Origin of the sequence: Adhaeribacter aerolatus, assembly GCF_007991635.1 — a bacterium.
GTDB classification, from domain to species: Bacteria; Bacteroidota; Bacteroidia; order Cytophagales; family Hymenobacteraceae; genus Adhaeribacter; species Adhaeribacter aerolatus.
In genome coordinates this window covers 35,477-50,262 of the sequence record NZ_BJYS01000031.1, presented here as the reverse complement: position 1 = coordinate 50,262, position 14,786 = coordinate 35,477, and the positions used below count along the sequence as shown (strand labels likewise).

The following is a 14,786-nucleotide window of genomic DNA, read 5'->3' as shown; positions in this document are numbered from 1 at the left end:
ATCGTATAAAAATACTGGACCCGATAAGTTAAGCTTATGAAAATTCTGCTAATACCTGCTTTTATAGCCTGTTTCGGATTTAGTGCTTTAGCCCAGAAAAAAAGCGGAAAACAACCAAATGTAGCGCAAAATGTGCCTTACGTATCGAAGGTGTGGGTAGCCGACCAGGGCAACGGTACTTACAAAAACCCTGTTCTGAACGCCGACTACTCCGACCCCGATGCCATTCGGGTGGGGGAAGATTATTACCTGATATCTTCTTCGTTCGAAGATGTGCCTGGCTTACCGGTGCTGCACTCCAAGGATTTGGTAAACTGGCAGCTCATTGGCCATGCTTTGCCGCGACAGCCGCCCTTCGACCATTTTGCCGTACCGCGTCACGGCGAAGGCGTTTGGGCACCCGCCATCCGGTACCATAACAAAGAATATTTAATTTATTACCCCGACCCGGATTTTGGTATTTACTTAACCAAGGCCAAACACCCGGCCGGCCCCTGGAGTGAACCCGTTTTAGTGGCCGCCGGCAAAGGCTTAATTGACCCTTGCCCTTTGTGGGACGAAGACGGACAGGTGTACCTGGTGTATGCTTACGCCGGCAGCCGGGCGGGCATTAAAAGTATACTAGCCGTTAAAAAGCTGAATGCCGCAGGCACCAAAACCTTAGACGAAGGCAAAATTGTGTACGACGGCCATGAACTCGACCCTACTATTGAAGGCCCTAAATTTTACAAGCGCAACGGTTACTACTATATTTTTGCCCCGGCGGGTGGCGTACCAACCGGCTGGCAATTGGTGCTGCGCAGTAAAAACGTGTACGGGCCTTACGAGCGGCAAGTAGTCATGGACCAGGGGGCTACGCCGGTAAACGGACCGCACCAGGGCGCCTGGGTAACCACCCCAACCGGGGAAGACTGGTTTCTGCATTTCCAGGACAAAGAGCAATACGGCCGGGTGGTGCACCTGCAGCCCATGCGTTGGGTAAACGACTGGCCCGTAATTGGCGAAGACAAAGACGGCGATGGCAAAGGCCAGCCGGTACTTACCTATAAAAAGCCTGATGTAAAGAAAACCTACCCCATCCGGACGCCGCCAGAATCCGATGAATTTAACGGCCCCGGTTTGGGTTTGCAATGGCAGTGGCAAGCCAATCCTAAAGCCACCTGGGCTTTTGTAAATCCGGCGGCCGGTACCTTGCGCCTCTATTCCGATAAATTACCCGAAGGGGCGAAAAGTTTGTGGGATGCTCCGAATGTGCTGTTGCAGAAACTGCCCGCTGAGGTCTTTATGGTTACTACCAGACTTACCTTTAAACCCAATACCAAACTCGAAAACGAAAAAGCCGGTTTAGTCATGATGGGCTTTAGTTACGCTAATCTGGCCCTGAAAAGTAAAAAAGACGGACTGTACCTGGTTTACACCCTGGGTAAAGATGCCGTAAAAGGCCAGCCCGAACAGGAGAAAGAAATAACCAAAGTAAATAACCCCACCGTCTACTTCCGGGTGCAGGTAACGGAAGGCGCCAAATGCCGCTTCAGCTACAGCCTCGATGGACAACAGTTTACCCAGATAGGGGAGGCATTTCAAGCCGAAGTAGCCCGCTGGAAAGGCGCCAAAGTAGGCCTGTTTTGCACCCGCGAAACCCAGACGAACGATTCGGGTTATGCCGATTTTGACTGGTTTCGGGTAGAACCCATTGGCGCTGCCACCCAGGCCGGTGTACCGGGTACTAAATAATTTTGCCATATTCTAAATAGTTAACCAATACGCTTATGAATACTAACATTAATATTTGGGGCCGGCTGGGCCTTTTTATGGGCCTCACCGGCTTATTCCTTTCGGCCTGCCAGCCCCAACCCAACAGTTCAACTGCCGCCACGCCGGCAATGTCCTCTTCCCCCGCCACACCGGCCGTTCCGGTAAATAAGGCATCTACCACCGATTTATATACCGGCCTGGAATTTAACATGCCCCGGGTACAGGAACCCCGGATACCAGATAACACTGTAATTATTACCGACTTTGGGGCTGTTGGCGATGGACTTACGAAAAATACCCAGGCCTTTGAAAAAGCCATTGCAGCTGCTTCCGCGAAGGGTGGGGGCAAAGTGGTTATTCCGCGGGGTATGTGGCTTACCGGGCCCATTGTGCTCCGCAGCAATATTAATTTGCACGCCGAGGCGGGGGCCATGGTTATTTTCAGCAAAGATTTCGACGATTACCCGCTGGTCCAAACTAGTTTCGAGGGTTTGAACACCTACCGCTGCCAATCACCGATTTCGGGCCGGAATTTGGAAAACGTCGCGATTACGGGCAAGGGAACTTTCGACGGGTCGGGTGAAGCCTGGCGGCCGGTTAAAAAAAGCAAGCTAACGGCGGCCCAGTGGAATACCCTGGTTAAATCGGGTGGTGTGTTGAGCGACGACAGCAACGTATGGTACCCCACGGCTAACTCTAAAAAAGGCGATACGAAAGATAATTTTAACGTGCCCAACTTTACCCGCAAAGAGCAGTTTGAAGCCGTGAAAAATTTTATGCGGCCGGTAATGGTAAGCCTGATTAGTTGCAAAAAAGTATTACTCGATGGTCCTACTTTCCAGAATTCGCCGGCCTGGAATTTACACCCGCTGATGTGCGAAGACGTAACCTTGCGTAACCTAAACGTGCGGAATCCCTGGTTCTCGCAGAACGGCGACGGTCTGGATTTGGAATCGTGCAAAAACGCCGTTATCCACGATAATATTTTTGATGTCGGCGACGATGCCATCTGCTTTAAATCGGGCAAAGACAAAGACGGCCGCGACCGCGGCATACCCACCGAAAACGTGATTGTGAAAAACAACGTGGTGTACCACGGCCACGGCGGCTTTGTGGTGGGCAGCGAAATGTCGGGCGGCGTTAAAAACGTGCACGTATCTAACTGTTTGTTTATGGGTACCGATATCGGGCTGCGCTTTAAGAGTACCCGCGGCCGGGGAGGCGTAGTCGAAAATATCTGGATTTCGAACATCGATATGGTAAATATTCCGACCGAAGCCATTAGTTTTAATTTGTTTTACGGCGGCAACTCCCCGGTACTCGAAGCCGACCAGAAAGCCAGCACCGAAGCCCGCAGCGAAAAGCTGGTACCCGTTACCGAAGAAACGCCCTCGTTCAAGAATATTTACATGAAAAATATTACCGTAGCCGGTGCCGACAAAGCTTTGGTTCTACAGGGTTTACCCGAAATGAACTTACAAAACGTAAGCCTGGAAAACGCTACCTTAAAGGCCAAGCAAGGAATTTCGGCGGTGGATGTGGATGGCATTACCCTGAAAAATGTAAAGGTAATTCCGGAAAAGGGTCCGGCGGTTACGCTTTACAACAGCAAAAATATAGATATTAAAGGGCTGACGTATCCGGACATAAAAGCGCCGGTGGTGCAGGTGCTGGGCCCCAAAACCCAGAACGTAAAACTGGAAAAAGAAGATTTTCAGAACCCCGCTACCCAGGTTGTTAAAGGCAAAGACCTGAACAGCAAAGCTTTGGTTTTGCGGTAAATGATAGGTGGACAAATAAAAAAGCCGCTCTTGAAACGGGGCGGCTTTTTTTGTTGCCCTTAAATGATTTTTGCCGAGGTAAACCGATTGTAAAAAAGGTTAACTAAAGTATTCTGGTATTATTATTTGGCTATAGCGCATAAGTGAACACGGTTTGTCATTCTAAGCTTATGGAAGAATCTATTATCATCATTAAAAATAGGTTCCGCTATTTCAACTAACCCCTTTAAGGGGAATTTCCGGAAGATTATTCTTTTTCCAGAATAAACACGTGGGCTCTTTTAGGGCCATGCGCGCCAATTACCAGCGATTGTTCGATATCGGCGGTGCGGGAAGGGCCGGCAATGAATACGCCGTAATCCGGGAATGATTTTGGTAGTACCGCGTAGGCCTCGTGCATGGTGCCAACTATTTGGCTTTGGGGCAAAACCAATACCAGGTGCTCACAAATAAAGGGCAGTACCCGCGTCGGAATGTTTTCGGCCGATACCCAGATAGCGCCGTTCTCCGCCACGCCCAGCGAGCCCAAAACCACCGCAACTTCGAGGTTAGCCAATACGTGTCCTTGGGCTATGGCCTCATCCGGTGCCAACCCGTAACCTATTGCGGGTAAGGTGTTCATCACCCGTTCTGGCTTATCAAAAAGGACCTGCAACTCCCGGCCAATACTTGCCAAATCAGAAACTATTCCTACCACGCCACCGGCGCCGGTAAAGCTCTTCACAAAAGCCGGCAGCCGTTCGGGTGCTGTTACGGTGGCAAAAGAAATATTTTCGGGCAAAGGCACAGCTACGGGTTTATTCTGGCGTACCTGGCTTAATATTTTTTCGCGGCTAGTCATGTTGCTTTTTGTTTTTAAGATACCAATCCCGGAAACTTTCTTTCGGCGGCGCGGGCATGTCGCGCTGTTTGGCCCAGGGGTTTAGGGCTTTGTTGTTGGCCAATCCCGGTAGCAGGCGCATCATGGTACGACCCGATTTGCCGGCTATGCGGTAGAGGGTAGGATTACTAAGTAAGGAACCCATGGCTTTCATGCTTTGCTTTTTGGTGGCGGGCACATAACCTTCTTCGCCCAATACCTGCCGCCATTTGTATAACTGATTATGGATATCGATTTTAACGGGACAAACATTGGTGCAGGAACCGCAAAGGGTAGAGGCAAAAGGCAAATCGGCATTTTTACGCATATCCATGTTGGGCGCCAGAATAGCGCCAATTGGCCCCGAAATAGCGTAATGGTAGCTGTGCCCGCCGCTGCGGCGGTATACCGGACAAGTATTGATACAGGCTCCGCAACGAATACACTTAAGCGAGTTGTAAAAATCTTTGAGGCCCAACTGCACGCTGCGGCCGTTATCTACCAGCACCAGGTGCATTTCCTGGCCTTTGGCCGGCCGGTGAAAATGGCTGGAGTAAGTAGTTATGGGCTGACCGGTAGCGCTGCGGGCGAGCAAACGTAAAAACACGCCCAGATTTTCAGCTTTGGGTATTATTTTCTCGATGCCCATGCAGGCAATGTGTACTTTGGCCAAATGCGCGCCCATATCGGCGTTGCCTTCGTTGGTGCATACCACAAAACCGCCGGTTTCGGCAATGGCAAAGTTTACGCCGGTAATAGCTAAATCGGAAGTCAGGAATTTTTCGCGCAAATGCTGGCGGGCAGCTTCGGTAAGGTAAGCCGGGTCGCTGGCGCCTTTTTCGGTACCCAAATGGATGTGAAATAATTCGCCTACTTCTTCTTTGCGCTTATGAATACACGGCAGCACAATGTGGCTGGGCGGTTCTTTGGCCAGTTGTACCACGCGTTCGCCCAAATCCGTATCAATCACATCAATGCCGTTCTCCAGTAAATAATCATTCAGGTGGCATTCTTCGGTCAGCATCGATTTGCTTTTTACCAGTTTCTGAATGCCGTGCTGCTGAATAATATTCAGGACAATCTGGTTGTGTTCGGCGGCATCGGCGGCCCAGTGTACCTTGATGCCGTTTTGCAGGGCGTTCTGCTCAAACATCTCTAGGTAATTATCCAGGTTACCCAGCACATTTTGCTTTATCTGCGAGGCCGTTTCGCGGAGCAATTCCCAATCGGGTATTTGCTTGGTGGCGACATCGCGTTTTTCCCGGATAAACCACAAAGCTTTGTCGTGCCAGTTGGCGCGTTCTTCGTCCTGCAAAAATACCTCGGCCGCAGTGGCGTGGTCCGTAGGTATGATGTATTCGTTATGCATAACTTCCGTTTAATATTTCGGCAATATGAACTACTTTAACCGGGCTTTTCTGGCGTCTTAAAATGCCTTCCAGGTGCATTAAACACGACATATCGCCGCCCGTAATATATTCGGCCTGGTGCTGCAAATGGTCCTGCACCCGGTCTTTCCCCATCTTCACCGAAACCGCTTCTTCCGATACGCAGAAAGTACCGCCAAAACCGCAGCACTCGTCTTTCCGGTTTAGCGGAATCAATTCCAAATCTTTTACCATGTTCAGCAGGTAGCCGGGCTTCGAAAAATCTTCGGCTACGAGTTCCGACATCTGGCTTAAGTGCAACCCGCGCTGTCCGTGGCAACTAATATGAAAACCTACTTTATGCGGAAAACGGGCCTCTAAATCCTTCACTTTTAATATATCGGTCAGGAATTCGCATAACTCGTAAACCCGGCCCCGGATGTGTTCGGCAGCTGCCGGATTTTTGTCATCGTGCAGGTGCTCTTTTACGTGCAGCACGCAACTGCCGGAAGGCGATACAATGTAGTCGTACTGGGCAAAGTTTTTCGTAAACAACGCATCGCAGCCTTTGGCATACTTTTCAAAACCTGAATTGGCCATGGGCTGACCGCAACAGGTTTGATTCAGCGGGTAATCTACATCCAGCCCCAGTTTTTCCAATAATTGCAGGGTAGCAATAGCCACCTGCGGGTAAAACTGGTCTACATAACACGGAATAAACAATCCGATTTTCATAGAATTTTTAATTGATACAGTGGTGGAAAAATAAGCCGTTTAAAACAATCTGTCACCCGGCGATAATACATAAAAGCTGGATTTTTAGCAGCAACATAAAATTAATTAATTCGGTATCCAAAGCCGACCTCTGTCATTCAGCAGGAAACTTGTTGGTGAACTGCTAACAAGTTTCCTGCTGAATAACCAGAATGGATTTCTTAAGCCGTATTTAAATTATTAATTTTTATTTAACCTGCGTATGCATCTAAAACCCCAGTTTTACAAATAAACAGAATTACTACTTAGGTAAAATGTTAAATATTTGCCAGGTTTGATATTATTTTAACTTAAATTAAATAACTTGTTGAATAGTTAAGGTAGAATTTAGGTAATGAAACCGTTTTTACTCAAAGTGGAAGTGGCGCCGGAGCAGTCGTTTGCGGTACGGCAGCAGGTAAACCCGTTGTTTTATAACCAATGGCACTACCACGAAGAACTGGAACTAACTTACGTACAGGAGGGCAGCGGTATCCGGTTTGTAGGCGATAGTATCCAAAACTTTCAGGCCGGCGATTTAATCTTACTGGGTTCTAATTTACCCCATTTCTGGCGTGGCGAAAACCAGACGGCGGCTAATGCATCCACGGAGTGCCAGGCCATGGTGGTGCAGTTTAATGCCAATTTTTGGGGCGAAACCTTCCTGGATTTACCGGAACTTAGTATTATAAAAGAGTTACTCGGCAAAGCGCGGCGGGGCATTCACATTAGAGGCGAAACGCGGCAAGGAGTAGCTAATCTGATGCAGGAATTAGCAGGCACCAAAGGGGTAAACCGGATTATGGCCCTATTACAAATATTACAACAAATTGCCACCTCCACCGATATAAATTTCCTTTCCAGCGACGGTTTTAATATTCCGCTAAACGACCAGGATACCCGCCGCATTGCCAAAATTCATGCCTTTACGCTGGCCAACTTTGCCCAGAAAATTAAACTCGAAGAAGTGGCCGCTACCGTGCACCTGAGCCCGAATGCTTTTTGCCGTTATTTTAAAACCCACACCCGCAAAACCTATTCCCAGTTTCTGCTCGAAATCCGGATTGGCCACGCCTGTAAGTTATTAATGGAAGACCGGTTAAGTATTGGCCAGATTTGCCTCGAAAGCGGCTTTGGTAATTTCTCTAATTTCAACCGCTATTTTAAAAATATTACCGGCCTGACACCCCAAGGCTATGCCCGCATGTACCGCTAAACCACCGGAAAAAGAATATAGAGAAGGTCGCCTTTATTAATAGTAACGATTGCGGAAAAAGTAATTTCGTTCCCGCCTTAGCGGAGTGAGATTATTTGTTTTACTCAGACGGGTCTCCGATAACTTCTGGCGTAGTCCATATTTTAGTTTTACCGGTTTAACCTGGGTAATATTTTAGATGCTGCAAAAAGCTTTCGAAGACGGCAGTAGTTAAACTTTCGGCTCTGTATGACCTGTTCTTACCTTATTTTAATCTGAATAGTTCTTGATTTAATAATAGATAACATCTCTTAGAAAATATTTAAAGCTGTACGGGTTTTATTAAAACAGGCAAGTTTAATATTTTGAAATATTATAAATATTGTAAAATAATGGTCCCTAATAAAGTCTTTATTTACCGTAAAATATCATTTTTATAGGCCCTGTATTAATATTTTTTGAAAAAGTTTATTATATTAGAAAGTAATAAGCAATGCTAAATTAATAGCTAATGTTGTTTTATGGAGCTTCTGGACCGTATTGATGAGTCTTCTACTATTCCTAAATATCTGCAGGTAGTGAACGCTATTATTGCCGATATTGATGAAGGTATACTAAAGCATGGGCAACGCATTCCTTCTATCAACGAAACCAGCGAGATGTATTATTTATCGCGCGATACGGTGGAGAAGGCTTATAAAGAACTGCGCGAACGCGGAATTATCAATTCTGTAAGGGGCAAAGGAAATTACATTTGCCAAAAGTTTTCGGTAAACAAAATTCGGGTGCTTTTAATATTTAATAAATTAAGCACTTACAAGAAAAACATGTATTACGCGCTGCTGCGCACTTTGGGCGAGGATGCCATTGTAGATTTGCATGTGCACCACAACGATGGTAAGGTTTGTGAAACCCTGATTCAGGAGAATTTAGGCAAATATAACTATTACGTTATTATGCCTCATTTCTACGAGCACGCCGATACTATTATGCAAACCATCGGCAAAATACCTTCTAATAAACTAATCCTGCTCGATAAAAATCTGGAACGGTACGCCGGCGATTGCGCTGCCATTTACCAGGATTTTGAACAGGATATCAATAATGCACTGCATTCGGGCATTGATTTGCTATATAAATACGAAAAATTGATTCTGGTTTATCCCAAGGATATTCATTACCCCATTGAGATTGTAAAAGGTTTTCAGCGCTTTTGCCAGGAGACTTCTTTTGAATGCAGCGTAGTAGATGGCATAGACGAGGAAGCCATCACCGAAAGGTCGGCTTTTATTGTGCTGGAAGAATCGGATTTGGTAGATCTGATAAAATTTGCCCGGGTTAATAACCTGGAACTAGGCCAAGACCTGGGCATTATATCGTACAACGATACCCCGCTGAAAGAAATATTGGCCAACGGCATTACCGTTATTTCGACCGATCACGAAAAAATGGGTGAAACCGCCGCTTACATGATTATGAATAAAAGAAAAGGAAAGATCCGCAACCCATTTACCCTTATCCGCCGCAACTCTCTTTAATTTTTATTGAATTAGCGGGAGAATATTTATTTTAAAGTCACCTGCCCCGCCGTTTTACAACGGCGGGGCTTTTTAATTTTATCTGGGTAGTTTTAATACTTTACATCCGTCCATCATTTAATTTATTACTGTTCTGTATCGGCTATTTCCTTTAGAATATCACAGCTAACGTTTCTTTACTTAGTTTCTACCATTCTCTTCATCCCAGCCATTAGTACAGGAAGATAAAACCCAGGAAAGCAGGAAAGATCAAGATAATACAAAGCCCTGAAAGGGCGCAATAAAATAGCCCAGGGTGCAGCCCTGGTTAACAAATTAAGATAATACAAAGTCCTGAAAGGACGAAATACCTACCTCACCCTAAATATCCCGGTCTCCGTGGTTTATAAATGGACGCTTGCTTGTTCCGATGGGCTGCACCTTCTGCTTGCAGATAGCGCCCTTTCATGGTTGATTAACCAATTGAGTAATAACTGTCTGAAAATGGAAAATATTTCTGCGCCTATCTTTAAGCTAATCGGCATTTAAAATAATAATATTCTGAAAGCCAATAGCTGATAATACTCGTAGTAAATATTTGCAAGCCAATTGCTGCCCTGCGACTTACAAAAGGTGTTTAAATTTCTTCGCTATGAATGAATTTAAAGAAATCGGCGCTTCCAACCGAAATTACCAGGAGTCCTTCACCATCCGAAATATTCCGCACGTAAATGTGCGCTGCGCACTGCCATATCTACTTCATTGCTTTTTAAATAAATCTGCCTTTGCTTATGAAAAGTTTTACTTCCTTATGGTGGCTGAAAGGCTGCCTTTTATTTCTGCCGTTGGCGGAAGTAATAGCGCCACGCGCGGTGGCCGCAGAATCCGGACCGGTTATTATTAAACCCATAGAATGGCAAATAACCGGTAAAGTAACTTCCGCCAACGGCGATGCTTTGCCAGGCGTAACGGTGCTGCTCAAAGGAACAACCACTGGTGCTACTACCACGGCCGACGGTACTTATTCTATTTCGGTACCCGAAGCGGCCGGCACCTTAATATTTTCGTTTATCGGCTTTTCTTCGCAGGAAAAAACGTTTTCGGGTCCTGGTACTATTAACATAACCCTCTCCGATGATGCCAAATCGTTGGAAGAGGTGGTGGTAATTGGCTACGGTACTCAGAAAAAGGCCGAAATAACCAATGCCGTGGCTACCATGAGCGCCGAGAAACTAACCGAACGGCCCATTGCCCGCGTGGACCAGGCTTTGGTGGGGCAAATGAGCGGGGTGCGGGTGCGGCAAACCAGCGGCGTGCCTGGCCGGGGCTTCAGTATTCAGGTGCGGGGGACGGGCTCTATCGGGGCCAACAACGAGCCGCTGTACGTGATAGACGGCTTTCCGCTGGAAGTTTCGGCCCAAAATGCTGGTGGTGGTTTTACTACGGGTAACCCACTCGATAATATTAACCCGAACGATATTGAGTCTATCCAGGTGTTGAAAGATGCTTCAGCCGGGGCTATTTACGGTTCGCGGGCTTCTAACGGGGTGGTTATTATTACCACCAAACGGGGTAAAACCGGCAAACCAAAAATTAATTTTAATACTTATGCCGGCGTTAACCAAACGGCCAAAAAGCTGGATATGCTCAGCCCCGAAGAATGGGTAGACCGGGCTGTGGAAATGATAAACGCCGCCTGGGTAGCGTCGGGTCCGAACCGGTCGGCCACCCAGACCACCGAACAACGCCGGCAAATTCTTGTGCAAAGAGGCGACCTACCACCCGGAGGCGTAAACCCCAACTGGATGATTGATGACCGGTGGCTGCAACCCGGGCACCCCGGCCTGGCGTACATCGACTGGCAGGACGAAATGTTCCGGCGGGGTTACGTGCAAAGCTACCAGCTCACTGCCAACGGCGGTACCGAAAACGTAAATTATTATGTATCCGGCGATTACCTGGACCAGGAAGGGATTGCCATTGGTGTAGGTTACCGGCGGTATACCGGCCGGGCCAACGTAGAAGTAAAAGCCAACGATAAATTAAAATTCGGTTTAAATATTGCGCCATCGTTTTCGGTAGCCAAAGACCCGGGCGTAGAAGGCAAAGACCAGCAGATGCATATTGCCGTTTCTTTAACACCCGTTTCGGAAGAAAACGTGGACCTGGATGTAAACGTGGGACCGAATACGTCTTACCGCTGGGGTGGTACCCGCAACAGTCCCATCCGGGTAGTAGAAAACTCGATTGGTAATACCGAAATATTCCGGACCCTGGGTACTTTGTTTGCCGAGTACACCGTGCTGGAAGGCCTGGCGGTTAGAACCTCTTTAAACCTCGATAATATTGATACAAATATTAAAACGTATACCCCGGCTTTTGTAAGTGGCACTACCCCTACCAACCGGCAGGCGGCCGGCGGTTATAACGGGTACCGGAAGCAAACGTTTGTGAACGAAAATACCCTGAATTATAACCGCACACTAGCCGACGCCCATAATTTTTCGGTTCTGGCTGGGTTTTCCTATAATTTCAGCCGGTTTAATAATGTGCAGCTGCGCAGTGCGGGTGGTTTCCAGAATGATATTGTTACCACTTTAAACGCCGCCGCTAATATTTCGGGCACCGGCAATAATTTTACCCGCGAGACCCAAAGCATACTCTTATCTTACTTTGGCCGGGTGCAATATAATTTCCGCGACCGGTATTTAGCTTCGGCCAGTATTCGGCGCGATGGTTCTTCCCGGTTCGGCAACGAAACCAAATGGGGCGTGTTTCCATCGGCTTCGGTGGGCTGGCGGGTATCGCAGGAAGGTTTCATGCAAGGAGTGGCCCCCATTAACGACCTGAAACTGCGGGCCAGTTGGGGCATAGCGGGTAACAATGGTTTGGGCAGCGATTACGGCCATATTCCGCGTTTGGCGTTTGCCAATTATACTTTCGGCAACAATCTGGCTACCGGGCAGGTGCCGGCCAATTCGGCTTATCCGTTTTTGAGTTGGGAAGAGTCTGAAACCGTGGACTTGGGCTTTGATTTGGGTTTGTGGGAGAACCGCATTTTTACCTCGTTCGATTATTACGTAAAAACCAACCGCAGCCTGCTGATAAATGTGGCGGTACCCACCGCTTCGGGTTTTGCCACGGCGCTTACCAATATTGGCAAAGTGCAGAACAAAGGCTGGGAACTGGAACTGAGCACCCGCAACCTTACCGGCGATTTTAGCTGGGATACCAATATTAATTTAACCCACAATGTAAACGAAATAAAACAGCTGGGGCCCAACAATGCGCCCATGCCGGTACCTTCGGAGTTTGATATTCCGAACAGTATTTTACAAGTGGGCCAGCCGTTGTACAGCATCTGGGTAGTCCGGCAAATAGGCATTTTAACCCAGGCCGATATTGACCAGAAAGTGCCCTTATACGGTACCCAAACAGTAGGCGATCCCAAATACCTGGATAATAACGGCGATGGCCGGATAACCGCCGATGACCGGGTAATTGTAGGGCATCCCAATCCGGATTATATCTGGGGCATTACGAATAATTTCCGGTACAAAGGTTTTGATTTAAACGTGCTGGTGCAGGGCCAATGGGGCGGCCACATTTATTCGCTGTTTGGCCGGGCCGTGGACCGTACCGGGCAGGGTTTTGTTGATAACGCATTGGGCTTCTACCGCGATCGCTGGCGTTCGCCGGAAGATCCCGGCGAAGGAAAGCGGGGCAAAGCGTATTCTACCTTTGGCCGTATTAAAAATACCGACTGGCTTTACCGCTCCGATTACATCCGCGTCCGGAATATTACACTGGGTTATAACCTGGGCGATTTACTCAAAGGCAGCTTTGTGCAGGGGGCGCGGGTATACGCTACCGCCGAAAATTTCTTTGGCAAAGACTGGTACCTGGGTGGATTTAACCCCGAAGCGCTGAATACCAACGGCGAAGATTACGGCGCTTTCCCGCTGGCCAAATCACTGGTACTGGGCCTTAATTTCACCTTCTAACGCTGACGACTCATGAAAAAGATATATTATATAATATCCGGCTTTTTGCTGCTAGGTTTAGGAGCCTGCGAAGATGAACTGAACCAGGTACCCATTTCAGATGCCAGTACGGCTTCTTTTTACCGCAATGCTACCGATTTTGAACAAGCCGTAAACGGCGTTTACAGTACTTTACGCGGCTACCCTGACCGGGCCTTTTACTTATCGGAAGTGCGGTCTGATAATGTTTACGGTGTGGGGGAAGCCGGCGTGCGGGATTGGGAACCCATTAATAATTTTGCTGCCACACTGGCCACCAACCCTATTGTAAAAGATGCCTGGGATTCTAACTACCAAGGCATTTTCCGGGCTAATACCGTGCTCGACCAATTGGTGGCGCGGCCGGATGTTATTACGGACGAGAACCTGGAGAATCGCTTAGAGGCCGAAGCCCGCTTCTTAAGAGCCTTCTTTTATTTCGACCTGATCCGAACCTTTGGCAAGGTGCCGTTGATTGAGCACACGTTAACCCCCGAAGAAGTCTTGCTGGTACCCCGCAGCCCGGTAGCCGAGGTGTACAACCTGGTTATTTCGGATTTAGAATTTGCGATTCAGAACCTCGACGAAACCTACGCGGTGGTTAACCGGGGGCGGGCCACAAAAAATGCCGCCCGCGGTATCCTGGCTCGCGTATATTTAACGCGTTCCGGCCCTAATTACGGCATCGAAGGCCCCGGCATGGCCTCCGGCGAATATAGCAAGGCCTTACCATTGCTCAACGATATAATCGCCAGTAACCGGCATTCGCTGGTAAGCCCTTACAGCCGCATTTTTGCATACGACAACGAGAACAACGCCGAGGTAATATTTGATGTGCAGTACCGGAGTGGTGGCCTGGGCATTGGTGCCACTTTTCCGGGTACCATGGCGCCCACCACTTATTTTTCGGCGGCGGGCATCCCGTTTGCCGGTAACCTCGAAATTATTCCGGTTTCTAATAATTTACTTAACTCTTATCCGGCCGGCGATGTACGCAAATCATTTACCATTCATCCAAATTATACCTATGTTAACAGGGTGTTTGAGCCGCGCGCTTTTTTCCGGAAATATTTAAATGAAACCGGGCGCGGCCAGGACCGTTTCGATTGGCCGATTAATTACATAGAGTTACGTTACGCCGATGTTTTGCTGATGAAAGCCGAAGCCATTTTACAGGGTGCTGCCGGTACACGGGCCGAAGTAGATAATCTGGTAAACCAGGTAAGAAGCCGGGCTGGCTTAACTACCCCACTCACTAATGTTGACCTCCGGCAGCTAATGGAGGAGCGGCGGCGGGAGTTTGCGGCCGAAGGTTTACGTTGGCACGATTTGGTACGGTCGGGTTTGGTGCTGGAGGTGATGAACGCCTGGGCACCTCAGGAAGATATCCGGAACCAGATACGCAAACCCATTACGGCTAACCATATTATTTACCCAATACCTACTTCCGAAATGGATGTGAAAGAAGGTTTGTACGAACAGAATCCGGGGTATTAAACGTTTAAGCAAGGAGGGGAAAGGAGAGCAGGCATAAACA

Annotated in this window: 9 protein-coding genes; 6 read left to right on the top strand and 3 right to left on the bottom strand. The window is 48.0% G+C overall.

Annotated elements, in window-relative coordinates; genetic code table 11:
* Nucleotides 1-36: 36 nt before the first annotated feature.
* Together AAE02nite_RS18965 and AAE02nite_RS18960 are read left to right on the top strand one after the other, a co-directional pair.
* Nucleotides 37-1,734 (top strand): glycoside hydrolase family 43 protein, encoded by a 1,698-nt coding sequence (locus tag AAE02nite_RS18965; RefSeq protein ID WP_146901457.1) that lies wholly within the window; start codon nucleotides 37-39, stop codon nucleotides 1,732-1,734.
* A gap of 35 nt (nucleotides 1,735-1,769) precedes the next feature.
* Complete coding sequence (locus AAE02nite_RS18960) at nucleotides 1,770-3,536, top strand: glycoside hydrolase family 28 protein (RefSeq protein WP_371863491.1); 1,767 nt, start codon at nucleotides 1,770-1,772, stop codon at nucleotides 3,534-3,536.
* Between the two features lie 247 nt (nucleotides 3,537-3,783).
* Here the strand turns inward: AAE02nite_RS18960 and AAE02nite_RS18955 are convergent, their stop codons facing one another.
* Genes AAE02nite_RS18955 through AAE02nite_RS18945 form a run of 3 tightly spaced genes read right to left on the bottom strand, consistent with a single transcriptional unit; the run spans nucleotide 3,784 to nucleotide 6,497 of the window.
* A complete protein-coding gene (locus tag AAE02nite_RS18955) occupies nucleotides 3,784-4,377 on the bottom strand; it encodes a LutC/YkgG family protein (RefSeq protein ID WP_146901454.1) in 594 nt (197 codons plus the stop codon).
* A complete protein-coding gene (locus AAE02nite_RS18950) occupies nucleotides 4,370-5,764 on the bottom strand; it encodes a lactate utilization protein B (RefSeq protein ID WP_146901451.1) in 1,395 nt (464 codons plus the stop codon). Before AAE02nite_RS18950 ends, AAE02nite_RS18955 begins: the two co-directional genes overlap by 8 nt.
* On the bottom strand, nucleotides 5,757-6,497 hold the full coding sequence (locus tag AAE02nite_RS18945; protein ID WP_146901448.1) for a (Fe-S)-binding protein: 741 nt from the start codon (nucleotides 6,495-6,497) through the stop codon (nucleotides 5,757-5,759). The genes AAE02nite_RS18950 and AAE02nite_RS18945 overlap by 8 nt, the downstream gene beginning before the upstream one ends.
* A 373-nt stretch (nucleotides 6,498-6,870) precedes the next feature.
* Here AAE02nite_RS18945 and AAE02nite_RS18940 point away from each other — a divergent pair, with 373 nt between their 5' ends.
* From AAE02nite_RS18940 to AAE02nite_RS18925, 4 genes are all read left to right on the top strand, one after another.
* On the top strand, nucleotides 6,871-7,731 hold the full coding sequence (locus AAE02nite_RS18940; protein WP_146901445.1) for an AraC family transcriptional regulator: 861 nt from the start codon (nucleotides 6,871-6,873) through the stop codon (nucleotides 7,729-7,731).
* Between the two features lie 500 nt (nucleotides 7,732-8,231).
* The gene (locus AAE02nite_RS18935; RefSeq protein ID WP_146901442.1) at nucleotides 8,232-9,248 is read left to right on the top strand and encodes a GntR family transcriptional regulator; all 1,017 of its coding nucleotides are present in this window, start codon (nucleotides 8,232-8,234) and stop codon (nucleotides 9,246-9,248) included.
* Between the two features lie 770 nt (nucleotides 9,249-10,018).
* Nucleotides 10,019-13,231: a SusC/RagA family TonB-linked outer membrane protein gene (locus tag AAE02nite_RS18930; protein ID WP_146901439.1), complete on the top strand. Its 3,213-nt coding sequence runs from the start codon at nucleotides 10,019-10,021 to the stop codon at nucleotides 13,229-13,231.
* Between the two features lie 12 nt (nucleotides 13,232-13,243).
* Nucleotides 13,244-14,746, top strand: coding sequence for a RagB/SusD family nutrient uptake outer membrane protein (locus AAE02nite_RS18925; protein WP_146901434.1), 1,503 nt, complete (start codon nucleotides 13,244-13,246; stop codon nucleotides 14,744-14,746).
* Nucleotides 14,747-14,786 lie beyond the last annotated feature (40 nt).